Origin of the sequence: Bradyrhizobium sp. BWC-3-1 (genome assembly GCF_032917965.1) — a bacterium.
Classification (GTDB): Bacteria; Pseudomonadota; Alphaproteobacteria; order Rhizobiales; family Xanthobacteraceae; genus Bradyrhizobium; species Bradyrhizobium canariense_D.
This window is the reverse complement of the sequence record NZ_CP136625.1, coordinates 3,922,482-3,945,718: the sequence shown is the minus strand read 5'-3', so window position 1 is coordinate 3,945,718 and position 23,237 is coordinate 3,922,482. Positions and strand designations below refer to the sequence as shown.

Below are 23,237 nucleotides of genomic sequence, written 5' to 3'. Positions count from 1 at the left end.
AGCCCTCAAATTCTCTGTGCTGGCGTCAGGCTGCAGCGTTGTCCCGGCGCTGCCGGCCGCCGCGATCGCCGCCGCCACCAGTCTCACCTTCGGCCATTCTCTTGTCCTGGGCCATCGGATCGTGCTCGAGGATCTCGCCCTTGAAGATCCAGACCTTGACACCGCAGGTGCCGAAGGTCGTGAACGCGGTCGCAACCCCGTAGTCGATGTCTGCGCGCAGCGTGTGCAGCGGCACGCGACCTTCGCGGTACCACTCCATGCGCGCGATTTCCGCGCCGCCCAGACGTCCCGAACAGTTGATCCGGATGCCTTCCGCGCCGAGACGCATCGCCGACTGGACGGCGCGCTTCATGGCGCGGCGGAACGCCACGCGGCGCTCCAGTTGCTGTGCGATCGACTCGGCCACCAGCGTCGCATCGAGCTCCGGCTTGCGGATTTCGACGATGTTGATGACGACGTCGGACGCCGTGATGTCCGCGACCTTCTTGCGCAGCTTGTCGATGTCGGCGCCCTTCTTGCCGATCACCACGCCCGGACGAGCCGAGTGGATGGTGACGCGGCACTTCTTGTGCGGACGCTCGATCACGATGCGGGCAACGGCTGCCTGCTTGAGCTCCTTGTGCAGGATCTCACGAATCTTGACGTCCTCGTGCAGCAGCTTGCCGTATTCCTGCTTGCCGGCGTACCAGCGGGAATCCCAGGTCCGGTTGATGCCGAGACGCAGACCGATCGGATTGATCTTTTGACCCATCGTGTTCTCCTGCGTCCCTTAAGCCGCTGCTGCGGCTTCGACCTGACGAACGATGATCGTCAGCTGTGAAAATGGTTTGTAGACACGGCCCGAGCGGCCACGGCCGCGGGCGGCAAAGCGCTTCATCACGAGGCCGTTGCCGACGAAGGCCTGCGCCACGACGAGATCGTCGACGTCGAGGTCGTGGTTGTTCTCGGCGTTGGCAATAGCCGATTCCAGGCACTTCTTCACGTCAACCGCGATCCGCTTGCGCGAAAACTGCAGGTCGGCGAGCGCAGCAGCCGCCTTCCGGCCGCGAATGAGCTGGGCGACCAGGTTGAGCTTCTGCGGGCTCACCCGCAGCATCCGGGCGACCGCCTTGGCCTCGTTCTCGGCGAGGCTCCGTTCGCGCTTAGGTTTGCTCATCGTTTAATCCTCAAGCCTTCTTGGCTTTCTTGTCCCCGGAGTGGCCATGGAAGGTGCGGGTCGGCGAGAACTCGCCGAACTTGTGACCGACCATTTCCTCGTTGACGGCCACCGGCACGTGCTTCTGACCGTTGTAGACGCCGAAGGTCAGGCCGACGAATTGCGGCAGGATCGTCGAGCGACGGCTCCAGATCTTGATGACGTCGTGACGGCCGGACGAGCGCGCGGCATCTGCCTTCTTGAGCAGAGAACCCTCGACGAACGGGCCTTTCCAGACTGAACGAACCATGTCCGGCGTTCCTTACTTCTTCCGCTTGTGGCGGCTTAGGAGAATGAATTTGTTGGTCGACTTGTTGGAGCGGGTCTTCTTGCCCTTGGTCGGCTTGCCCCACGGAGTAACCGGGTGGCGGCCGCCCGAGGTACGACCTTCACCACCGCCGTGCGGATGGTCGATCGGGTTCATCGAAACGCCGCGGTTGTGCGGCTTGCGGCCCAGCCAACGGTTGCGGCCGGCCTTGCCGATCGACGTGTTCATGTGATCCGGGTTCGACACCGCGCCGATCGTGCCGCGGCAACGGCCGTGCACCAGGCGCTGTTCGCCCGAGTTCAGGCGGATGATCACGTAGTCCTGGTCGCGACCGACGAGCTGGGCATAGGTGCCCGCGGAACGGGCGAGCTGGCCGCCCTTCCCGATCTTGACCTCGATGTTGTGGATGATCGTGCCGACCGGCATGTTGCCGAGCGGCATGACATTGCCCGGCTTCACGTCGACATAGTTGCCGGCGACGACGGAATCACCGACGGCCAAACGCTGCGGCGCCAGGATATAGGCCTGGGTGCCGTCTTCGTACTTGACCAACGCGATGAATGCGGTGCGGTTCGGATCGTACTCCAGCCGCTCGACCGTCGCGGGCGCATCGACCTTGTCGCGCTTGAAATCGACGGTACGCAACGTTCGCTTATGACCACCGCCGCGGAAGCGCACGGTGATGCGACCGGTGTTGTTACGGCCGCCGGAGGAGTGCTTGCCTTCGGTGAGCGCCTTGACCGGCTTGCCCTTGTAGAGGGCCGAACGATCGACCATGACCAGCTGGCGCTGGCCCGGCGTCGTGGGATTGAATGTCTTCAGTGCCATCGTCGTACGACCTTACAGACCGGTGGTCACGTCGATCCGGTGACCCTCTTCGAGAGTCACGATCGCGCGCTTGGAGTTCGACTGCGAGCCGAGATTGCCGCGGAAGATCTTGGTCTTGCCCTTGCGGACCAGCGTGTTGACACTCTTGACCTTGACGTCGAACAGCTTCTCGATCGCTTCCTTGATCTGCGGCTTGGTCGCCTTCGCGGCCACCTTGAACAGCACCTTGTTGTGCTCCGAGGCGATCGTGGCCTTTTCGGTCACGACCGGCGACAGGATCACGTCGTAGTGGCGAGGCTCGATGTTCTTCGTCATTTGAAGCGCGCCTCCAGCGCATCGATGGCGGCCTTGGTCAGAACAAGCTTCCGACGGCGCAGGATGTCATAGACGTTGATGCCCTGGATCGGCAGCACGTCCATGTTCGGGATGTTGCGGGCCGCAGCGGCGAAGCCGTTGTTGAGCTCGGCGCCGTCGATGATCAGCGCGTTGGTCAAACCCAGACCGGAGAAATGACCGAGCAGCGCCTTGGTCTTGGCAGCTTCCAGCGCGGCCTTGTCGATCACGATGAGATCGCCGTCCTTGGCCTTGGCCGAGAGCGCATGCTTGAGGGCGAGCGCACGGACCTTCTTCGGCAGGTCGGTGGCGTGCGAACGCACCACCGGACCGAAGGCACGGCCACCTCCGCGGAACTGCGGCACCCGGGCCGAGCCGTGACGAGCACCACCGGTACCCTTCTGCTTGTACATCTTCTTGCCGGTGCGCCAGATCTCGGCGCGGCCCTTGGCTTTGTGCGTACCGGCCTGGCGCTTGTTGAGCTGCCACTGCACGCAACGTGCAATGATGTCCTGGCGCGGCTCGAGGCCGAAAATGGTATCGGAAAGCTGGACCGAGCCGGCTTCCTTACCTTCGAGGGTCGTGACCTTCAATTCCATCTCACGCCTCCTGCGCAGCCGGAGCAGCGTCCGCTTCGCCAGCAACCTTGAACTTGCCGGGCTTCGGAGCTTCCTTAGGCAGCGGCTTCTTGACGGCGTCGCGCACGCGGATCCAGCCGCCCTTGGAACCCGGAACGGCGCCTTCGACGAGGATCAGACCGCGCTCGACATCGAGCTGAACGACCCGAAGGTTGAGCGTGGTGATGCGGTCAACGCCCATGTGACCGGGCATCTTCTTGTTCTTCCAGGTCTTGCCCGGGTCCTGACGGCCACCGGTCGAACCGATTGAACGGTGAGAGACCGACACGCCGTGGGTGGCGCGCAGACCGCCGAAGTTCCAGCGCTTCATACCGCCGGCAAAACCCTTACCGACCGAAGTACCGGTGACGTCGACGAACTGACCGACGACAAAGTGGTCGGCCAGGATCTCTGCACCGACGGGGATCATCTGATCCGCGGAGACGCGGAATTCCTCGACCTGCCGCTTCGGCTCGACCTTGGCGACCGCGAACTGGCCGCGCTCCGCCTTGGGCATGTACACGGTCTTGCGGCTGCCAGAACCAAGCTGGAGCGCGACATAACCGTTTTTCTCTTCGGTGCGGTGGCCTACGACCTGGCAATTGCCGAGCTTCAGCACGGTCACGGGGATATGTTCGCCGGCCTCTGTAAAGACCCGCGTCATCCCGACCTTTTGTGCGATCACTCCGGAGCGCATCGGCGTGCTTCCTGTTCTTTCTGTCCGCTAGTGGCGAACGTGATCCAAAAATCTTAGAGCTTGATCTCGACGTCGACACCGGCGGCCAAGTCGAGCTTCATCAAAGCATCGACGGTCTGCGGGGTCGGATCGACGATGTCGAGCAGGCGCTTGTGAGTGCGCATCTCGAACTGCTCGCGGCTCTTCTTGTCGACGTGCGGCGAACGGTTGACGGTGAACTTCTCGATGCGGGTGGGCAGCGGAATGGGTCCGCGGACCTGCGCGCCGGTGCGCTTCGCCGTGTTCACGATCTCGCGGGTCGACGTATCGAGGATACGATGGTCGAACGCCTTGAGACGGATGCGAATGTTTTGGCCGTTCATTGCCGTGGTCTTTCTTCAATGGGGTGGCGAATAGCGAATAGCGAATGTCACATTCGCTATTCGCCGATCCCTATTCTCGTAATTACTCGATGATCGAGGCGACGACGCCGGCGCCGACGGTGCGGCCACCTTCGCGGATCGCGAAGCGGAGCTTCTCTTCCATCGCGATCGGCACGATCAGGTGCACTTCCATCGCGATGTTGTCGCCCGGCATCACCATCTCGGTGCCTTCCGGCAGATGCACGACACCGGTCACGTCGGTGGTGCGGAAGTAGAACTGCGGACGGTAGTTGGTGAAGAAGGGAGTGTGGCGGCCGCCCTCTTCCTTGGTGAGGATGTAGGCCTCAGCCTTGAACTTGGTGTGCGGCTTGACCGAACCCGGCTTGCACAGCACCTGGCCGCGCTCGACGTCCTCGCGCTTGGTACCGCGAAGCAGCGCACCGATGTTGTCGCCGGCCTGGCCTTGATCGAGCAGCTTGCGGAACATTTCGACACCGGTGACCGTGGTCTTCTGCGTGGCGCGCAGACCGACGATCTCGATTTCCTCGCCGACCTTGACGATACCGCGCTCGACACGGCCGGTCACGACGGTGCCGCGGCCCGAGATCGAGAACACGTCTTCAACCGGCATCAGGAACGGCAGATCGACCGGACGCTCCGGCTGCGGAATGTAAGCGTCGACCTGCTTCATCAGCTCGAGGATGGCGTCATGGCCGAGCGTCTTATCGGAATCTTCGAGGGCGGCAAGCGCCGAGCCCTTGATGATCGGGATGGTGTCGCCCGGGAATTCGTACTTCGAGAGCAGCTCGCGGACCTCGAGCTCGACGAGCTCGAGCAGTTCCGGATCGTCGACCATGTCGCACTTGTTGAGGAACACGACGAGCGCGGGAACGCCGACCTGGCGGGCGAGCAGGATGTGCTCGCGGGTCTGCGGCATCGGACCGTCGGCGGCCGACACGACCAGGATCGCACCGTCCATCTGGGCGGCGCCGGTGATCATGTTCTTCACGTAGTCGGCGTGGCCGGGGCAGTCGACGTGCGCGTAGTGGCGGTTCTTGGTCTCGTATTCGACGTGCGCCGTCGAGATCGTGATGCCGCGCGCCTTCTCTTCCGGCGCCTTGTCGATCTGGTCGTACGCGGTGAACGTCGCGCCGCCGGCTTCGGCGAGGACCTTGGTGATCGCCGCGGTCAGCGACGTCTTGCCATGGTCGACGTGACCGATGGTGCCGATGTTGCAGTGCGGCTTGTTACGTTCAAACTTTGCTTTGGCCATTTGACTCTCCGTTCAATCGTCAGTTCGAGACCGACGACAATCAGGCAAACTTCTTCTGGACTTCTGCCGACACGTTGGCCGGCGCTTCTGCGTAGTGGTCGAACTGCATGGTGAAGGTTGCGCGACCCTGGCTCATCGAGCGCAGGTTATTCACGTAACCGAACATGTTCATGAGCGGCACCATCGCGTTGATGACGTTGGCGTTGCCGCGCATGTCCTGACCCTGGATCTGACCGCGCCGCGAATTCAGGTCGCCGATGACGGAGCCGGTGTAATCTTCCGGGGTCACCACTTCGACCTTCATGATCGGCTCGAGCAGGACGGACTTGCCCTTCTGCAAGGCTTCGCGGAATGCAGCACGCGATGCGATTTCGAAGGCGAGCGCCGACGAATCAACGTCGTGATACTTGCCGTCGACGAGCTGAACCTTGACGTCGACCACGGGGAAGCCCGCGACCACGCCGGAACTCAGCACGCTGTTGATGCCCTTCTCGACGCCGGGGATGTATTCCTTCGGCACCGCACCGCCGACGACCTTGGACTCGAACTCGTAGCCCTTGCCGGGCTCGTTCGGCTCCACGATGATCGACACTTCCGCGAACTGTCCGGTACCGCCGGTCTGCTTCTTGTGGGTGTACTTGACTTCGGACCTCTTGGTGACGCGCTCACGGAACGCCACCTGCGGCGCGCCGATGTTGGCATCGACCTTGTAGGTGCGGCGGAGAATGTCGACCTTGATGTCGAGATGGAGCTCGCCCATGCCCTTGAGGATGGTCTGGCCGGACTCCTGATCGGTCGACACGCGGAAGGACGGATCCTCCGCGGCGAGCTTCGCCAGCGCCACGCCCAGCTTTTCCTGGTCGGCCTTGGACTTGGGCTCGATCGCGATCTCGATGACGGGCTCGGGGAATTCCATCTTTTCGAGGATCACCGCCTTGTCGGGATCGCACAGCGTGTCACCGGTGCGCGCCTCCTTCAGGCCAGCCAGTGCGACGATGTCGCCGGCATAGGCTTCCTTGATGTCTTCGCGGTTGTTCGCATGCATCAGCAACATGCGGCCGATGCGCTCCTTGCGGTCGCGCGTCGAATTGATGACGCCGGTGCCCGACAGCAGCGTGCCGGAATAGATGCGGCAGAAGGTGATGGTGCCGACGAACGGGTCGTCCATGATCTTGAAGGCCAACAGAGCCAGCGGCTCCTTGTCGTCCGGCAGGCGAACGACCTCGTTGCCGTCTTCATCGACGCCCTTGATGGCGGGCACGTCAACCGGCGACGGCAGATAATCCACGACCGCGTCGAGCAGAGGCTGCACGCCCTTGTTCTTGAACGCCGAGCCGCACAATACCGGGAAGAACGCGCCAGTCAGCACGGCCTTGCGGATCAAGCGCTTCAACGTCGGCTCATCGGGCTCCTTGCCGTCGAGGTAAGCGGCGAGAACTTCGTCGTCGAGCTCGACGGCGGCTTCCAACAACTTCTCGCGATATTCCTTGGCCTTCTCGACCATGTCCTCGGGAATATCGATGTCCACGAACTTGGCGTCGAGCTTCTCTTCTTCCCAGACCACGCCCTTCATGCGAACGAGGTCGACCAGGCCCTTGAAGTTGTTCTCGGAGCCGATCGGAAGCTGGATCGCGATCGGCTTTGCGCCGAGGCGGTCGACGATGTCCTGCATGCACTTGTAGAAGTCAGCGCCGGTCTTATCCATCTTGTTGGCGAAGACGATGCGCGGAACTTTGTACTTGTCGCCCTGGCGCCAGACCGTCTCGGTCTGGGGCTCGACGCCCTGGTTCGAGTCGAGCACGCACACGGCGCCGTCGAGCACGCGCAGGCTGCGCTCGACTTCGATGGTGAAGTCGACGTGGCCGGGAGTGTCGATGATGTTGAGACGCTTGCCTTCCCAGAACGCGGTGGTCGCGGCCGACGTAATCGTAATGCCGCGCTCCTGCTCCTGCTCCATCCAGTCCATCGTCGCGGCACCTTCGTGCACTTCGCCGATTTTGTGGCTCTTGCCGGTGTAATAGAGGATGCGCTCGGTGGTCGTGGTCTTGCCGGCATCGATATGCGCCATGATACCGAAGTTGCGGTAATTCTCTATGGCATGAACGCGGGGCATGGAGTGTTCCTTAGATTCCGTGTGTCGCCGTTACCAGCGATAGTGCGAGAAGGCGCGGTTGGCTTCCGCCATCCGGTGCACGTCTTCGCGCTTCTTGACGGCGTTACCCCGGTTGTTCGACGCATCCAGGAGCTCCGCAGAGAGCCGCTCGGTCATCGTCTTCTCGTTGCGATCGCGCGCAGCCGAGATCAGCCAGCGAATGCCCAGCGCCTGACGGCGCACCGAGCGAACTTCGACCGGAACCTGATAGGTCGCGCCGCCGACGCGGCGGGAGCGCACTTCGATCGTCGGCATGACGTTCTCGAGTGCCTGCTCGAACACGCCGAGCGGGTTCTGCTTGGTCTTGCTTTCGATGAGGCCGAACGCGCCGTAGACGATGCCTTCGGCGACCGACTTCTTTCCGGCGTACATCACCGAATTCATGAACTTCGTGACGATGATATTCCCGAACTTCGGATCGGGAAGGACTTCGCGCTTTTCGGCAGAATGGCGACGAGACATGGACCTGGTTCCCGCTTACTTCGGACGCTTGGCGCCGTACTTCGAACGGCGCTGCTTACGGTTCTTGACGCCCTGGGTATCCAGAACGCCGCGGAGGATGTGGTAGCGCACGCCGGGCAAGTCCTTGACGCGACCGCCGCGGATCATGACCACCGAGTGCTCCTGGAGGTTATGGCCCTCACCGGGGATGTAGCCGATCACCTCGAAGCCGTTGGTCAGGCGCACCTTGGCAACCTTACGAAGCGCCGAGTTCGGCTTCTTCGGGGTCGTGGTGTAAACGCGCGTGCAAACACCGCGCTTCTGCGGCGACTGCTGCAGCGCCGGCACCTTCTTGCGCGACTTCTGCACTTCCCGCGGTTGAGCGATCAGCTGGTTGATCGTCGGCATCCTGGCATTACCCTTTGTGTTCTGCCGCGGCCCGTCACCGGGTCCGCAAATTCTTTCGAGCTACCCGCCCGACGAGGCCGCCTTCCGCGGAACAATCCGCACAAAGCGAAATCGCGCCAACCACCCATCAACGGGCGGAAAGCGCTTCGACGCCACAGAGGACCGCAGTAGTTGAACCGGTCAGCTTGAAGCTGCGGCCCGCGAACCGAGGTCATGCATCCGAATTCGATCTCGAGAGAACATGCTCAAGAGAACTAAAATCGCACTGGCATTGCCTAGCTATGATCGACAGCGTTTGAGCGGCATTCGTCGAGGTTGGTGCCTGTCTTGGTGATCCCAGGGGATCAAACAGGTGGCCCGTTCCGACGTTGGCGATGCTCACCGCCTGTCGTTAAGTGAGGGGGTTCTATAAGTGGGAGTCGGTCAAGTCAAGGCGAAACGTCAGTCAGAAGCGCTTCCCGCACCTGCCGAAATCGCTTCTTGGGCCGCTCGCTGCGCCTTCGTGAGATGGAAACGAAGAGCGCGTCGCGCCACCTCGAAACCTATTTATACCCGGGTTAAATATACTTTTATAACCATTGGCTAAGGCTTTCTTTCCTGTTGGAGCGCCAATGTGCCGCCTTGGGCAGAGATTAGCGCCATGCGGTACACCGACATTGCCATTATCGGCGGGGGATTGTCCGGCTCGACCGCCGCCGCGATGCTCGGCCGTAGCGGCATTTCGACCATCCTGATCGATCCGCATGAGAGCTATTCGGCGGACTTTCGGGTCGAAAAACTCAGCGGTCACGTGCAGGTCGGGCGATTCCTGCAGACGGGAATCGCCGAATCGGTGTTGCACCGCGCGACCTTTGTGGGTGAGAACTGGATCGCGCGCTTCGGCCGCCTTCTCGACAAGGCGCCGAGCCGGCAGTTCAACATCCTCTACGATTCCCTCGTCAACGCTGTCCGCGACGAAATTCCTGCCGGCGTCGAGCGCATCTGCGCCAAGGCTGTCTCGGTCGAGACGAGTGCGGAGCGGCAGAAGGTCACTCTCTCCAACGACGCGATGGTCTCCGCCCGGCTGGTCGTGCTCGCCAACGGACTCAATGTCGGCCTGCGCCACCAGCTGGGAATCGCCCGAAAAGTCGTCAGTGCCTGCCATTCGATTTCGATCGGGTTCGACGTGGTGCCCGCGGGACGGGACTCGTTCGACTTCCCTGCGCTGACCTATTTCTCGGAACGGCCGAGCGACCGCATCCCCTACCTCACGCTTTTTCCGATCGGGACGCGGATGCGCGCCAATCTGTTCGTCTATCGCAGCTTCGACGATCCCTGGCTGCGTGAGCTGCGCCGCGCGCCGGCCGAGACGTTGAACGCTGCGCTGCCACGGCTCAAGCACATCACCGGACCATTCGACATTCCCAGTGAGCTGAAAATCCGTCCGGTCGATCTCTATGTGAACGATGCCAGCGGCCAGCCGGGTCTCGTGCTGGTGGGCGATGCCTTCTCGACCTCCTGCCCGGCCGCCGGCACCGGGTGCGACAAGGTCTTCACCGACGTCGAGCGGCTCTGCAACGTCTATATCCCGCAGTGGCTGGCCTCCGACGGGATGGATACAAGCAAGATCGCCGCCTTCTACGCAGACCCGGTCAAGCGCGAGTGCGACGATTGGTCGGCCGCGAAGGCCTTCGATTTCCGCTCAGTCTCCATTGCGACAAGCCCTTATTGGACGGCGCAGCGCTGGGCACGCTTCATTGCCTGGTCGGTTCAGGGACTATTGCGGCCGCTTGGAGCAGCCTTCGATCTGGAGCCGAACTTCCTCGGTCACTCCTCCTCATCGTCCTCGTCGAGGTCGTCTTCATCCTCGTCGTCTTCGTCGTTGTCCTCGTCGACGTGAGCCGGCGCGCCATGCGGTTGGTGGATCTGGTCGTTCCACAGCTTGCGATAGGTGCCGTTCTTGGCGAGCAGCTCGGCATGCGAGCCGCGCTCGATCGCCCTGCCCCCTGAAATCACGATGATCTCGTCCATCTCGACCACCGAGGTCAGGCGGTGGGTCGACCAGATCATGGTGCGGCCCTTGGCGACCTTCAGCAGCGTGCGGTTGATCGCAGCTTCCGTGGTCTGGTCGAGCGCCGAAGTGGCTTCGTCGAGCAGCAGCACGGAAGGATTACGGATGACCGCGCGCGCGATCGCGATGCGCTGGCGCTGGCCGCCCGACAAGGTATCGCCGCGCTCGCCCACCGGCGTGTCGTATCGTTGCGGCAGGCTCATGATGTAACGGTGGATCTCGGCTTTCTTGGCCGCCTCCTCGACCTCCTCATCGGTCGCGCCCTCCTTGCCGAGCCGAATGTTCTCCCGGATCGACATGTTGAACAGCATATTCTCCTGGAACACCACCGCCATGCTCCGGCGCAGGGAGTCCAGCGTCACCTTGCGGACGTCGACGCCGTCGATGGTGACGCGCCCCTCGTCCGGCACATAGAGCCGCAGGATCAGATTCAGCAGCGTGCTCTTGCCGGAGCCGGACGGACCGACGATGGCAATGCGCTTGCCGACATTGAGCTTGAGGCTGAGATTGTCCAGCACCGGCGTCTGGCTGCCTTCGTACTGGAACGTCACGTGATCGAAGGTGATGTCGTTGGTGATGCGGGGCAGATCGGGCGCGCCGGCACGATCGGCGCTGCGCGTGGGCTCGTCGAGCAACTCCTGCATATGACGGATCGCGGCTGCCGCGGAGATCGACACGGGGATGAAATGCATCACATGGGCGATGTTGTAGGACACCTCCCAGAACGCACTCTCGAAGGTGACGAAGGTGCCGATGGTAATCTGCCCCTTCGTCGCCAGATATGCGCCGATCGCGAGCACGACGAGATGCAAGAGCAGCACCGAGATGGTGACCGTCCGCTCCACCATGGTCGACAGGAACGCCGCCGAGGCCATCCTGTTTCGCGTCTCGTCGTTGCGGAATTTGAAGAAGCCGAACATCCGGCGTTGCAGGCTGAACGCCTTGATCACGGCCTGCGCCGCCACGTTCTCCTGCACCATGCCGAGCAGCGCAGATTCATTGAGCTTCTGCTCGTAATTCGCCTGGACAGCCTTCGGCGTCAGCATGCGGGGACCGATCAGCGTGATCGGGAACACCAGCAGCGCAACCGCCGCGAGCTGCCAGTTCAGGAACACCATCAGGATGATGCCCGCGATCAGCTCCAGGAACGGCAATGCCGCGCTGTTGGCGAAGGTCTTGACCGAACCCTCGAAGGCCGCGAGGTCGACTGAGAAGCGCGACAGTATCTCGCCCCGCTTGGTGCGGCCGAAATAGGCCGCCGGCAGGTCCTGGACGTGCTCGAACAGCCGTTTGCGGACGTCGGAAATGATGCACGCCGCGAGCCGCGCATCCCAGCGCTCGTACCAGACCGCGACGATCGAGGTGAATATGCCCGCGACCGCGAGCACGCCGAGGATCTTGTACAGCGCCTGAAAATCCTCCTCGCCGAGCGCGTCGTCGATCAGGTACTTCAGGCTGAGCGGCATGATGACGTTGAAGAGCGTCTCGACGAAGACGCCGAACGCCACGAAGGACAGCATCTGCTTGTAGTTGAACAGGAAGGGTTTGACGAAACCCAGGATGGTCGCGAGCGCGCCGGCGGCCTCGCGCGCGGTAAAGACGACGAGGTCCTCGTCCTCATCGTCGTCATCGAGCTCCAGCCCGCCATCCTCCTCGTCTTCATCGTCCTCGTCGTCTTCAAGGTCCGGCTTGGCGGTAGGGACAAGCTTGTCGTCGAGCTCGGCCGCCTCTTCCGCGGCGAGCTTCTGTTTGTCGGGCGGGAGGGGCTTGGACGCCATGAAACCAACCGATGCTGACGGCCGGCATGACCGCAGAGAAAGCAGGAAATAGCGCCAACCGCTACTGCATCGATTCTATGCGATCAAGATGAATTCGGCAAAACAATTGGCGAAGGCGCCCGCTTCAGGCGGCTAGTCGTCTTCCTCATCCTCGACCTTGTCGAAAAAGGAATAGCGCAAGGAATCGGCGTCGGCGTACCACTGGCCCGGGCCCTTGTTGGCGGCGAGCGTGGTCTCCCAGAGCGCGTCGGTGCAGTCCTTGCGGTGCATCGACAGCTCGAAGCCGTTGCCGAAGAACAGTTCGGACCATTCCCACCAGGTGCCGAGCTTCTTGACGCCGCGCAGAAGGTCGTAGCGGTCGATCAGTGCCGGCGCCATGTCCGAGGTGATCGAGCCGAACACGAGCCCGGTCTTGACCACACGGTTCAGCTCCCTGATCGCACGGACCACCTGCTTCGGGGAAACATGGCAGAGGCTGGTCTCGAACACGAAGTCGAACGCACCGTCCTTGAACGGCATGTCGGTGATCGAACCGAGCTTGTTGTACTTCCTCAGCGCCTTCGGCGTTCTGGCGTGAATGGTGCGGTTGTTCTCGATACCGAAGGCATCGATGCCGCGATCACGTAGCGCGCCGACAAGCTCGCCGCTGGCCGAGCCCGCGATCAAGAGCTTCGTGCCTTTGGCCTTGCCCCAGACGATGCCGATCAGTTTTGTGAGATAGTCGGGATCCGTGAAGTGTTGCCACACCTCGCTGTAGGGGCCCTGGCCGCGATAATTGTCAAAATAGGCACGATCGATCTTGTCCGAGAGCGGCTTGTCGTCCTGCGAACGCTCGCGGCGCAAGCGCATCATCTCGGTCAAGATGATGTCGGTCGCCGCGTCCGAGGAATCGAGCAGGCCGTTCAGCGTCGAGTCGAACAGATAGTCGCCGACCACCACGATTCCGGGATGTTCCTTCGGCTCGGGCCGGTGGTTGGTCATGACGTCGCGCACGGGCAAGCCGCCCGGAATCGCGTTCACCGAGGACAGCCAGCGGTGGATCTTGCCTTCCATGAAATGCGCGCGTGCATCGCCGAGCGATGCCGGAAGCGATTTCAGCGCGGCATCGATCAGCTCCCGGTCGGAGAGATTCGCAAAGGCCAGCGCATCGGAGCCCGGAATCAGCCAGTTCAGCACGCCGTGCTTGCCCACATCATGGCGGGCGCCCTCGTTATAGACGCAGCAACCGCCAAAGGCTTCCGACATGAACCAGGCGCCGGCGATCTTGTCGCCCCAGAACGGCGTGTCGAACAGGATCGAGACACGCAAATAGTGCGCAGGACGGTCGAAGTACGCGACGTGCTTGACCATCGACTTGCGGAGCTGTTCGCCTTCCCAGCCGACGGTCCCAAGCCAGGAATGCGGCAGACAGACCAGCACAAGGTCGAAGTCGCGCGTCTCCGGCCCCTTGCCGTTCATCATCTTGAGTTGATAGCGGCCGGTCGGCGCCTTGCCGACCGTGAGGATTCGGTGATTGAGCTGGATGTCGGCATTGACCTCCGACTGGAGGCACTCGATGAGCTGCTCGTTGCCGTTCTGGATGGAATAGAGGCCGATATAGCCGTCGACATCCATCAGGTAGTTCTTGAGCGCGTTGAGCCCGTTGGTGTTGTGGCTCTCGGTCGCGAGGTCCGAGCGCGCCATCACCTTGAAGAATCGCTTTGCGGTCTCGTCCTCGACCTCCTCGTCGAGCACCTGTTCGGCGGTCTTGTAGGCCCAGGGATTCTCGTTGTCGTGCGCGCCGACACCCTCGTAGTACTCGATCGGCGTCATCGCCTCGGCGCAGCGCTTACGGAACGCCTCGATTGCGGCTGCGGTCTTGGCACCGTATTTGCGGCGCATGCCCGCGACGTCGTTGAGGAGCTCACCGCCGAACTGCACCTGCTCGGCATCCATCGGAATGGTCTGCAGGCCGAAATGCTGGATCAACTCGCGCAACGGATCCGGCCCGGTCATCGAGTAGTCGTAGATCTCGGCAACGCCGGCTTCGTACATCGCGGGCGCGGAATCGAATTTGCGCGTGACGATCTTGCCGCCGAGCCGGTCGGATGCCTCGTAGATGGTGACGCGGCAGAGGTCGCCAAGCTTGCGCTTCAGATACCAAGCGCTCATCAGCCCGCCGGGGCCGCCGCCTACGATTGCGAGATCAAGCATGAGAATTCCGTGGTCTCCGGCCCGCCCCCTTCACGGGACCACCGGTCTAAGCTCTCCTAGCAGAAGCGCTTTTGCGCCTGAAGGAAAGATGAACAAAGGTTGATCCTGCACCGCAACAGGGAAACAAAGCAGCAAAAAGGCCGGCTTTCGCCGGCCTTTTCAGTGTCCTCGGTATTCCTACGGATGACCGATCATTCCGCAGGTGGCAGCGCCATCGGCTCCACTTCCGGCGCCGGCGGCACGACCGCCGCCTGCTTCTCGCGCTCGTCGAGGATCATCTTGTCGCGCTTCACAGCGACTTCGCGGATCTTCGCCATGGAGGCGCCGGTGCCTGCCGGAATCAGCCGGCCGACGATGACGTTCTCCTTGAGGCCTTCGAGCGGATCGACCTTGCCGTTGACCGCCGCTTCCGTGAGGACTCGGGTGGTCTCCTGGAACGAGGCCGCCGAGAAGAAGGAGCGGGTCTGAAGGCTCGCCTTGGTGATGCCGAGCAGAACCGGAGTCCCCGTGGCGATCTTCTTGCCCTCTTCCTTGGCCTTCGCGTTGATCTGGTCGAACTCGATCTTGTCGATCTGCTCGCCCGAGATCATGTCCGTGTCGCCCTGGTCGGTGACTTCCACCTTCTGGAGCATCTGACGGACGATCACCTCGATGTGCTTATCGTTGATGAGCACGCCCTGGAGCCGATAGACCTCCTGGATCTCGTTGACCAGATAGGCCGCGAGTTCCTCGATGCCCTTGACCGCCAAAATGTCGTGCGGCGCCGGATTGCCTTCCACGATGAAGTCGCCCTTTTCGACGACGTCGCCGTCCTGAAGGTGGATGTGCTTGCCCTTCGGGATCAGGTACTCGCGCGCCTCTTCGGTCTTGTCCATCGGCTCGATCGAGATGCGACGCTTGTTCTTATAGTCGCGCCCAAACCGGATGGTGCCCGCGATTTCGGCGATGATCGCCGCATCCTTCGGACGCCGAGCCTCGAACAGTTCCGCCACCCGCGGCAGACCGCCGGTGATGTCGCGCGTCTTGGCGCTTTCGGTCGAGACACGGGCGAGAATGTCGCCCGCCTGGACCTTGGCGCCGACATCGACCGACAGAATGGCATCGACCGACAGCATGTAGCGGGCATCGCCACCACGGGCGAGCTTGAGCACCTTGCCGTCCTTGCCCTTGATCACGATGGCGGGACGCAGGTCCCCGCCGCCGCGCATCGAGCGCCAGTCGATGACCACGCGCTTGGCAATACCGGTGGCCTCGTCGAGCGTTTCCGAGATCGACTGTCCCTCGACCAGATCCTCGAAGCCGATAGTACCTTCGACCTCGGTGAGGAGCGGACGGGTGTAGGGATCCCATTCCACGATACGCTGGCCACGCTTGACCATGTCGCCCTCGTCGACGTGCAGGCGCGAACCGTACTGAATACGGTGCGTCGCACGCTCGGTGCCGTCGGCATCGACGATCGCGATCACCATGTTGCGAACCATCGCGACCAGGTGGCCTTCGCTATTGCGGGCGATGGCCTTGTTCCTGATCACGATCTTGCCGTCGAAGTTGGATTCGACGAAAGATTGCTCGTTCAGCTGCGCCGCACCGCCGATGTGGAAGGTGCGCATGGTGAGCTGGGTGCCCGGCTCGCCGATCGACTGGGCCGCGATGACCCCGACCGCTTCGCCGTGGTTGACCGGCGTGCCGCGAGCGAGATCGCGGCCGTAGCACTTGCCGCAGATGCCGTTGACGAGCTCGCAGGTCAGCGCCGAGCGGATCTTCACCTCCTGGACGCCGCCCTGATGGATGGCATCCAGATGGCTCTCTTCCATCAGCGTACCGCGCTTGAAGATCACCTTGCCCGTGCTGTCACGCACGTCTTCGCAGGCCGTGCGTCCGAGGATGCGCGAGCCGAGCGAAGCGACCACGGTGCCGGCATCGACGATGGCGCGCATCTTGATGCCGAGCTTGGTGCCGCAATCGTCCTGCGTGATGATGCAATCCTGCGCGACGTCGACGAGACGACGGGTCAGATAGCCGGAGTTCGCGGTCTTCAACGCGGTGTCCGCGAGGCCCTTGCGGGCGCCGTGGGTCGAGTTGAAGTACTCGAGCACCGAGAGGCCTTCCTTGAAGTTCGAGATGATCGGCGTCTCGATGATCTCGCCCGACGGCTTGGCCATCAGGCCGCGCATGCCGGCGAGCTGGCGCATCTGGGCCGGCGAACCGCGGGCACCGGAGTGAGCCATCATGTAGATCGAGTTGATGTCGGCATCCGCCCCACTCGCCGTCTTCTTGGTCGAGGAGATCTCCTTCATCATCGCCTTGGCGATTTCTTCCGTGGCCTTCGACCAGGCGTCGACGACCTTGTTGTACTTCTCGCCATGGGTAATCAGACCGTCGTTGTACTGCTGCTCGAAATCCTTCGCCAGCGTACGGGTAGCGTCGACGATCTTCCACTTGGAGTGCGGCACGACCATGTCGTCCTTGCCGAACGAGATGCCGGCCTTGAACGCGTTGTAGAAGCCGAGCGCCATGATGCGGTCGCAGAAGATCACCGTCTCCTTCTGGCCGCAGTGGCGGTAGACCTGGTCGATGACGCCGGAGATCTCGCGCTTGGTCATCAGCTTGTTGATGATCTCGTACGGAACGCGCGGGTTCTTCGGCAGCAAATTGCCCAGCATGACGCGGCCGGCGGTGGTCTCGATCCAGCGCCTGGAGATCTTGCCGGTCTCGTCGATGCCTTCCCACCGGTACTTGATCTTGGTGTGGAGGTGGATGACCTTCGCGTGCAGCGCGTGCTCGAGCTCCGCCATCTCGCCGAAGATCTTGCCCTCGCCGGGCAGGCCTTCGCGCATGATGGAGACGTAGTAGAGACCGAGCACGATGTCCTGCGACGGCACGATGATCGGCTGGCCGTTCGCCGGATGCAGGATGTTGTTGGTCGACATCATCAGGACGCGCGCTTCCAGCTGCGCTTCCAGCGACAGCGGAACGTGCACGGCCATCTGGTCGCCGTCGAAGTCGGCGTTGAACGCGGCGCAGACCAGCGGGTGGAGCTGGATCGCCTTGCCCTCGATCAGCACGGGCTCGAACGCCTGGATGCCGAGGCGATGCAGCGTCGGTGCGCGGTTGAGCAGCACGGGATGCTCGCGGATGACCTCGTCCAGGATGTCCCAGACCTCGGGCCGCTCCTTCTCGACCAGCTTCTTGGCCTGCTTCACGGTGGTGGACAGGCCCTTGGCGTCAAGCCGCGAGTAGATGAACGGCTTGAACAGTTCGAGCGCCATCTTCTTCGGCAGACCGCACTGATGCAGGCGCAGCTCGGGACCGACCACGATCACCGAACGGCCCGAATAGTCGACGCGCTTGCCGAGCAGGTTCTGACGGAACCGGCCCTGCTTGCCCTTGAGCATGTCGGCGAGCGACTTCAGCGGACGCTTGTTGGCACCGGTGATGACGCGGCCACGGCGGCCGTTGTCGAACAGCGCGTCGACAGCCTCCTGAAGCATGCGCTTCTCGTTGCGGATGATGATGTCCGGCGCGCGCAGCTCCATCAGCCGCTTCAGGCGGTTGTTGCGGTTGATGACGCGGCGGTAGAGATCGTTGAGGTCCGAGGTCGCGAAGCGGCCGCCATCCAGCGGCACCAGCGGACGCAGGTCCGGCGGAATCACCGGAACCACCGTCATGATCATCCATTCCGGCTTGTTGCCGGAGTGGCGGAACGCTTCCACGATCTTCAGGCGCTTGGCGAGCTTCTTGTGCTTGATGTCGGAGTCGGTCTCCTGCATCTCCGCACGCAAGGTCAGCTCGAGCTTCTCGAGGTCCATGCCCTTGAGCAGCTCGCGAATCGCTTCCGCGCCGATCATGGCGGTGAAGGAATCCTGGCCGTATTCGTCCTGCGCCTTCAGATACTCGTCTTCCGACAAGAGCTGACGGTCCTTCAGCGCGGTGAGGCCCGGCTCGAGCACGACGTAATATTCGAAATAGAGGATCCGCTCGAGATCCTTCAACGTCATGTCGAGCAGGAGGCCGATGCGCGAGGGCAGCGACTTCAGGAACCAGATGTGGGCGACGGGGGCCGCGAGCTCGATATGGCCCATGCGCTCGCGCCGGACGCGCGACAGCGTGACCTCGACCGAGCACTTCTCGCAGATGATGCCCTTGTACTTCATGCGCTTGTACTTGCCGCACAAGCACTCGTAGTCCTTGATCGGCCCGAAGATGCGGGCGCAGAATAGGCCGTCGCGCTCGGGCTTGAAGGTACGGTAGTTGATGGTTTCCGGCTTCTTGATCTCGCCGTACGACCAGGACAGAATCTTCTCGGGGCTCGCGATCGAGATCCGGATCTGGTCGAAGACCTGAGCCGGCGTCGTCGGATTAAAGAGATTCATAATTTCTTGGTTCATCGTCTTCTCCTCGCGTGCCGGTCGCCTCCGGCAGCAAATTCGAAAATCACTATGCGGGGCGCCCTGCCCTCGATTCGAGGACTGGGCGCCGATGCCCGGCCATTCAGGCCGGGCATGAGGGTCGTATTACTCGGCCGCTTCCGCCGTCCCCGGTCCGACCTTGGAATTGTGCAAGTCGACGTTGAGGCCGAGCGAGCGCATTTCCTTGACCAGCACGTTGAACGATTCCGGAATACCGGCCTCGAAGGTGTCGTCGCCACGCACGATCGCCTCGTACACCTTGGTACGGCCGGCGACGTCGTCCGACTTCACGGTCAGCATCTCCTGGAGCGTGTACGCCGCGCCGTAAGCCTCGAGCGCCCACACTTCCATTTCGCCGAAGCGCTGACCGCCGAACTGCGCCTTGCCGCCCAGCGGCTGCTGGGTAACGAGCGAGTACGGACCGATCGAACGCGCGTGGATCTTGTCGTCGACGAGATGGTGCAGCTTGAGCATGTAGATGTAGCCCACCGTCACCTTGCGGTCGAAGGCGTCGCCGGTGCGGCCGTCATAGACGGTCGACTGGCCCGAAGCGTCCAGACCGGCAAGCTTCAGCATCTCCTCGATGTCGGCTTCCTTGGCGCCGTCGAACACCGGCGTCGCGATCGGAACGCCGCGGCTCAGATTGTGGCCGAGCTCGATCAATTCGTTGTCGTTGAGCGACTTGATCGTCTCGTCCTCGCCGTAGACCTTCTTCAAGGTTTCCTTCAGCGGCCGGATGTCCTGCTTCGACAAATAGGCATCGACCGTCTGGCCGATACGCTTGCCGAGGCCGGCACAGGCCCAGCCGAGATGGGTCTCGAGGATCTGTCCGACGTTCATGCGCGATGGCACGCCGAGCGGATTGAGCACGATGTCGGCATGCGTACCGTCTTCGAGGAACGGCATGTCCTCGATCGGCACGATCTTCGACACCACGCCCTTGTTGCCGTGGCGGCCGGCCATCTTGTCGCCGGGCTGGATCTTGCGCTTCACCGCGACGAAGACCTTGACCATCTTCATCACGCCGGGCGGCAATTCGTCACCGCGCTGAAGCTTTTCGACCTTGTCGAGGAAGCGCTGTTCCAGCCCCTTCTTCGACTCGTCGTACTGCTTCCGCATGGCCTCGATCTCGGCCATCAGCTTGTCGTTCGGCGAAGCGAACAGCCACCACTGCGACTTCGGGTACTCCTCGAGCACCGCACGGGTGATCTTGGTGTCCTTCTTGAAGCCCTTCGGACCGGCGATGCCCTGCCGTCCTTCGAGCAGCTCGGCAAGACGGTTGTAGACGTTGCGGTCCAGGATCGCCTGCTCGTCGTCGCGGTCCTTGGCCAGACGCTCGATCTCTTCCCGCTCGATCGCCAGCGCACGCTCGTCCTTGTCGACGCCGTGCCGGTTGAACACGCGCACTTCGACGATGGTGCCCTGCACGCCCGGAGGAACGCGCAGCGAGGTGTCGCGGACGTCGGAAGCCTTCTCGCCGAAGATGGCGCGCAGGAGCTTTTCTTCCGGCGTCATCGGGCTTTCGCCCTTCGGCGTGATCTTGCCGACCAGGATGTCACCGGCGCGTACTTCCGCGCCGATGTACACGATGCCGGCTTCGTCGAGGTTCTTCAGCGCTTCTTCCGAGACGTTCGGAATGTCGCGGGTGATTTCCTCGGGTCCGAGCTTGGTGTCGCGGGCCATTACCTCGAATTCTTCGATATGAATTGAGGTAAACACGTCTTCCTTCACGATCCGCTCGGAGAGCAGGATCGAGTCTTCGAAGTTGTAGCCGTTCCACGGCATGAACGCGACGAGCACGTTCCGGCCGAGCGCGAGCTCGCCGAGATCGGTCGACGGACCGTCGGCGATGATGTCGCCCTTCTTGACGATGTCGCCGACCTTCACCAGCGGACGCTGGTTGATGCAGGTCGACTGGTTGGAGCGCTGGTACTTCATCAGCCGGTAGATATCGACGCCCGACTTGGTCGGATCGAGATCTTCCGTGGCGCGGATCACGACGCGGGTGGCGTCGATCTGGTCGATCACGCCCGAACGGCGCGCCGCGATCGCAGCACCCGAGTCACGCGCAACCACGCCTTCCATGCCGGTGCCGACGAACGGCGCTTCGGCGCGAACCAGCGGCACCGCCTGGCGCTGCATGTTCGAGCCCATCAGCGCGCGGTTGGCGTCGTCGTTCTCGAGGAACGGGATCAGCGCGGCCGCGACCGAAACGAGCTGCTTCGGCGACACGTCCATGTAGTCGACCTTGTCCGGGGTGACCGGCAAGACTTCGCCGGCGTGACGGCAGACCACGAGATCTTCGGTGAAGCGGCCCTTCGGATCGAGCGGCACGTTGGCCTGCGCGACCGTGTAGCGGCCCTCTTCCATCGCCGAGAGGTACACGACCTCGTCGGTGACGCGGCCGTCCTTGACCTTGCGGTAAGGCGTCTCGACGAAGCCGTACTTGTTCACGCGCGCGAAGGTCGCGAGCGAGTTGATCAGGCCGATGTTCGGACCTTCCGGCGTCTCGATCGGGCAGATGCGGCCGTAATGCGTCGGATGCACGTCGCGGACCTCGAAGCCGGCGCGCTCGCGGGTCAGACCGCCCGGTCCAAGTGCCGACAGGCGGCGCTTGTGGGTGATCTCCGACAGCGGGTTGGTCTGGTCCATGAACTGCGAGAGCTGCGAGGAGCCGAAGAACTCGCGCACGGCGGCGGCCGCCGGCTTGGCGTTGATCAGGTCCTGCGGCATGACCGTGTCGATGTCGACCGAAGACATGCGCTCCTTGATCGCGCGCTCCATGCGGAGCAAGCCGATGCGGTACTGGTTCTCCATGAGCTCGCCGACCGAACGCACACGGCGGTTGCCGAGATGGTCGATGTCGTCGATCTCGCCCTTGCCGTCGCGCAAATCCACCAGCGTCTTGATGACGGAGAGGATGTCTTCCTTGCGGAGCGTGCGTTGGGTGTCGGGCGCATCGAGGTCGAGGCGCATGTTCATCTTGACGCGACCGACCGCCGAGAGGTCGTAGCGCTCGGCGTCGAAGAACAGTGACTGGAACATTGCCTGCGCCGAATCCAGCGTCGGCGGCTCGCCGGGACGCATCACGCGGTAGATGTCGAACAGCGCGTCCTCGCGCGTCATGTTCTTGTCGGCCGCGAGGGTGTTGCGGATGTAGGCGCCGACATTGACGTGGTCGATGTCGAGCAGCGGCAGCTCCTTGTAGCCGTGCTCGTTGAGAACCTTGATCGACTTGTCGGTGATCTCTTCACCGGCTTCCGCGTGGATCTCGCCGGTCTTGGGATTGACGAGGTCCTCAGCGATGTAGTTGCCAACGAGCTCAGCATCCGAGAGGCGCAGCGCCTTCAGCCCCTTCTCCTGCATCTGACGCGCACCGCGCACGGTGAGCTTCTTGCCGGCTTCGAGCACGACCTTGCCGGTATCGGCGTCGATCAGGTCGTTGATGGTCGAGTAGCCGCGGAAACGATTGGCGTCGAACGGAACGCGCCAGCCTTCCTTGATCCGCTTGTACTGGATCTTCTTGTAGAAGGTGCTGAGGATCGCCTCGCCGTCGAGACCAAGCGCGAACATCAGCGACGTCACCGGAAGCTTGCGGCGACGGTCGATACGCGCATAGACGATGTCCTTGGCGTCGAACTCGATGTCGAGCCAGGAGCCGCGATATGGGATCACGCGAGCGGCGAACAGCAGCTTGCCCGACGAATGGGTCTTGCCCTTGTCGTGGTCGAAGAACACGCCCGGCGAACGGTGCATCTGCGAGACGATGACGCGCTCGGTGCCGTTGACGATGAAGGTGCCGTTCATCGTCATGAGCGGGATGTCGCCCATGTAGACGTCCTGCTCCTTGATGTCCTTGACCGACTTCGCGCCGGTTTCCTCGTCGATATCGAACACGATGAGGCGTAGCGTCACCTTGAGGGGGGCCGCGAAGGTCATGCCGCGCTGGCGGCACTCGTCGACGTCGTATTTCGGCGGCTCGAACTCGTAGCGGACGAATTCCAGCATCGAGGTGCCCGAGAAGTCGGAGATCGGGAACACCGAGCGGAACACCGCCTGCAAGCCCTCGTCCGATCGACCGCCCTGGGGCTCGTCGACCATCAGGAACTGGTCATAGGACGCCTTCTGAACCTCGATGAGGTTCGGCATCTCGGCCACTTCCTTGATGTGTCCGAAGAACTTGCGAACGCGTTTGCGACCGGTGAATGTCTGCTGCGCCATCGTGGCCTCTCA

General features: G+C 62.6%; 17 protein-coding genes. 1 reads left to right on the top strand and 16 read right to left on the bottom strand.

The window, feature by feature from the left end; genetic code table 11:
• Nucleotides 1–25: 25 nt before the first annotated feature.
• From rpsC to rpsL, 12 genes are all read right to left on the bottom strand, one after another.
• A complete protein-coding gene (gene rpsC / locus RX329_RS19005) occupies nt 26–751 on the bottom strand; it encodes a 30S ribosomal protein S3 (protein ID WP_007603023.1) in 726 nt (241 codons plus the stop codon).
• Between the two features lie 18 nt (nt 752–769).
• Nucleotides 770–1,156, bottom strand: a complete 387-nt coding sequence (rplV, locus tag RX329_RS19000) for a 50S ribosomal protein L22 (protein ID WP_007603022.1) — start codon at nt 1,154–1,156, stop codon at nt 770–772.
• Between the two features lie 10 nt (nt 1,157–1,166).
• Nucleotides 1,167–1,445, bottom strand: coding sequence for a 30S ribosomal protein S19 (gene rpsS / locus RX329_RS18995; RefSeq protein ID WP_007603021.1), 279 nt, complete (start codon nt 1,443–1,445; stop codon nt 1,167–1,169).
• A 12-nt stretch (nt 1,446–1,457) separates the two neighbouring features.
• Nucleotides 1,458–2,291 carry a 50S ribosomal protein L2 gene (gene rplB, locus RX329_RS18990; RefSeq protein ID WP_007611609.1) on the bottom strand — a complete coding sequence of 278 codons (834 nt, stop codon included), beginning with the start codon at nt 2,289–2,291 and terminating at the stop codon, nt 1,458–1,460.
• Between the two features lie 12 nt (nt 2,292–2,303).
• Nucleotides 2,304–2,606: a 50S ribosomal protein L23 gene (locus RX329_RS18985; RefSeq protein ID WP_007603019.1), complete on the bottom strand. Its 303-nt coding sequence runs from the start codon at nt 2,604–2,606 to the stop codon at nt 2,304–2,306.
• Entirely contained in the window at nt 2,603–3,223 is a 621-nt protein-coding gene (gene rplD, locus RX329_RS18980) for a 50S ribosomal protein L4 (RefSeq protein ID WP_007603018.1), read from the bottom strand. Before rplD ends, RX329_RS18985 begins: the two co-directional genes overlap by 4 nt.
• 1 nt (nt 3,224) lies before the next feature.
• A complete protein-coding gene (gene rplC, locus RX329_RS18975; protein ID WP_007603016.1) occupies nt 3,225–3,938 on the bottom strand; it encodes a 50S ribosomal protein L3 in 714 nt (237 codons plus the stop codon).
• Nucleotides 3,939–3,991: 53 nt separating this feature from the next.
• Complete coding sequence (rpsJ, locus tag RX329_RS18970) at nt 3,992–4,300, bottom strand: 30S ribosomal protein S10 (RefSeq protein WP_002712302.1); 309 nt, start codon at nt 4,298–4,300, stop codon at nt 3,992–3,994.
• An 82-nt stretch (nt 4,301–4,382) separates the two neighbouring features.
• Nucleotides 4,383–5,573 carry an elongation factor Tu gene (tuf, locus tag RX329_RS18965; RefSeq protein ID WP_018456453.1) on the bottom strand — a complete coding sequence of 397 codons (1,191 nt, stop codon included), beginning with the start codon at nt 5,571–5,573 and terminating at the stop codon, nt 4,383–4,385.
• Between the two features lie 40 nt (nt 5,574–5,613).
• Entirely contained in the window at nt 5,614–7,686 is a 2,073-nt protein-coding gene (gene fusA, locus RX329_RS18960) for an elongation factor G (RefSeq protein WP_026233180.1), read from the bottom strand.
• Nucleotides 7,687–7,716: 30 nt separating this feature from the next.
• Nucleotides 7,717–8,187, bottom strand: a complete 471-nt coding sequence (rpsG, locus tag RX329_RS18955) for a 30S ribosomal protein S7 (protein ID WP_007603009.1) — start codon at nt 8,185–8,187, stop codon at nt 7,717–7,719.
• A gap of 15 nt (nt 8,188–8,202) precedes the next feature.
• On the bottom strand, nt 8,203–8,574 hold the full coding sequence (gene rpsL, locus RX329_RS18950; protein WP_007603006.1) for a 30S ribosomal protein S12: 372 nt from the start codon (nt 8,572–8,574) through the stop codon (nt 8,203–8,205).
• A gap of 640 nt (nt 8,575–9,214) precedes the next feature.
• Between rpsL and RX329_RS18945 the strand changes: the two genes are divergently transcribed.
• Nucleotides 9,215–10,453, top strand: coding sequence for an FAD-dependent oxidoreductase (locus RX329_RS18945; protein ID WP_085351283.1), 1,239 nt, complete (start codon nt 9,215–9,217; stop codon nt 10,451–10,453).
• Here the strand turns inward: RX329_RS18945 and RX329_RS18940 are convergent.
• The 4 genes from RX329_RS18940 to rpoB all read right to left on the bottom strand — a co-directional run bounded on the left by RX329_RS18940 (nt 10,381) and on the right by rpoB (nt 23,225).
• The gene (locus RX329_RS18940; RefSeq protein WP_247491345.1) at nt 10,381–12,402 is read right to left on the bottom strand and encodes an ABC transporter ATP-binding protein; all 2,022 of its coding nucleotides are present in this window, start codon (nt 12,400–12,402) and stop codon (nt 10,381–10,383) included. The two genes, RX329_RS18945 and RX329_RS18940, sit on opposite strands and share 73 nt — an antisense overlap.
• Nucleotides 12,403–12,534: 132 nt before the next feature.
• Nucleotides 12,535–14,595 (bottom strand): FAD-dependent oxidoreductase, encoded by a 2,061-nt coding sequence (locus RX329_RS18935; RefSeq protein ID WP_018456449.1) that lies wholly within the window; start codon nt 14,593–14,595, stop codon nt 12,535–12,537.
• Nucleotides 14,596–14,786: 191 nt separating this feature from the next.
• On the bottom strand, nt 14,787–18,983 hold the full coding sequence (gene rpoC / locus RX329_RS18930) for a DNA-directed RNA polymerase subunit beta' (protein WP_026233179.1): 4,197 nt from the start codon (nt 18,981–18,983) through the stop codon (nt 14,787–14,789).
• A 126-nt stretch (nt 18,984–19,109) separates the two neighbouring features.
• Nucleotides 19,110–23,225: a DNA-directed RNA polymerase subunit beta gene (gene rpoB / locus RX329_RS18925; protein WP_018456447.1), complete on the bottom strand. Its 4,116-nt coding sequence runs from the start codon at nt 23,223–23,225 to the stop codon at nt 19,110–19,112.
• Nucleotides 23,226–23,237 lie beyond the last annotated feature (12 nt).

What these genes read in the sequence shown, in the direction of transcription:
- rpsC (WP_007603023.1), bottom strand. Translation starts at nt 751, where the DNA reads ATGGGTCAAAAGATCAATCCGATCGGTCTGCGTCTCGGCATCAACCGG.
- rplV (WP_007603022.1), bottom strand. Translation starts at nt 1,156, where the DNA reads ATGAGCAAACCTAAGCGCGAACGGAGCCTCGCCGAGAACGAGGCCAAG.
- rpsS (WP_007603021.1), bottom strand. Translation starts at nt 1,445, where the DNA reads ATGGTTCGTTCAGTCTGGAAAGGCCCGTTCGTCGAGGGTTCTCTGCTC.
- rplB (WP_007611609.1), bottom strand. Translation starts at nt 2,291, where the DNA reads ATGGCACTGAAGACATTCAATCCCACGACGCCGGGCCAGCGCCAGCTG.
- RX329_RS18985 (WP_007603019.1), bottom strand. Translation starts at nt 2,606, where the DNA reads ATGACGAAGAACATCGAGCCTCGCCACTACGACGTGATCCTGTCGCCG.
- rplD (WP_007603018.1), bottom strand. Translation starts at nt 3,223, where the DNA reads ATGGAATTGAAGGTCACGACCCTCGAAGGTAAGGAAGCCGGCTCGGTC.
- rplC (WP_007603016.1), bottom strand. Translation starts at nt 3,938, where the DNA reads ATGCGCTCCGGAGTGATCGCACAAAAGGTCGGGATGACGCGGGTCTTT.
- rpsJ (WP_002712302.1), bottom strand. Translation starts at nt 4,300, where the DNA reads ATGAACGGCCAAAACATTCGCATCCGTCTCAAGGCGTTCGACCATCGT.
- tuf (WP_018456453.1), bottom strand. Translation starts at nt 5,573, where the DNA reads ATGGCCAAAGCAAAGTTTGAACGTAACAAGCCGCACTGCAACATCGGC.
- fusA (WP_026233180.1), bottom strand. Translation starts at nt 7,686, where the DNA reads ATGCCCCGCGTTCATGCCATAGAGAATTACCGCAACTTCGGTATCATG.
- rpsG (WP_007603009.1), bottom strand. Translation starts at nt 8,187, where the DNA reads ATGTCTCGTCGCCATTCTGCCGAAAAGCGCGAAGTCCTTCCCGATCCG.
- rpsL (WP_007603006.1), bottom strand. Translation starts at nt 8,574, where the DNA reads ATGCCGACGATCAACCAGCTGATCGCTCAACCGCGGGAAGTGCAGAAG.
- RX329_RS18945 (WP_085351283.1), top strand. Translation starts at nt 9,215, where the DNA reads ATGCGGTACACCGACATTGCCATTATCGGCGGGGGATTGTCCGGCTCG.
- RX329_RS18940 (WP_247491345.1), bottom strand. Translation starts at nt 12,402, where the DNA reads ATGGCGTCCAAGCCCCTCCCGCCCGACAAACAGAAGCTCGCCGCGGAA.
- RX329_RS18935 (WP_018456449.1), bottom strand. Translation starts at nt 14,595, where the DNA reads ATGCTTGATCTCGCAATCGTAGGCGGCGGCCCCGGCGGGCTGATGAGC.
- rpoC (WP_026233179.1), bottom strand. Translation starts at nt 18,983, where the DNA reads ATGAACCAAGAAATTATGAATCTCTTTAATCCGACGACGCCGGCTCAG.
- rpoB (WP_018456447.1), bottom strand. Translation starts at nt 23,225, where the DNA reads ATGGCGCAGCAGACATTCACCGGTCGCAAACGCGTTCGCAAGTTCTTC.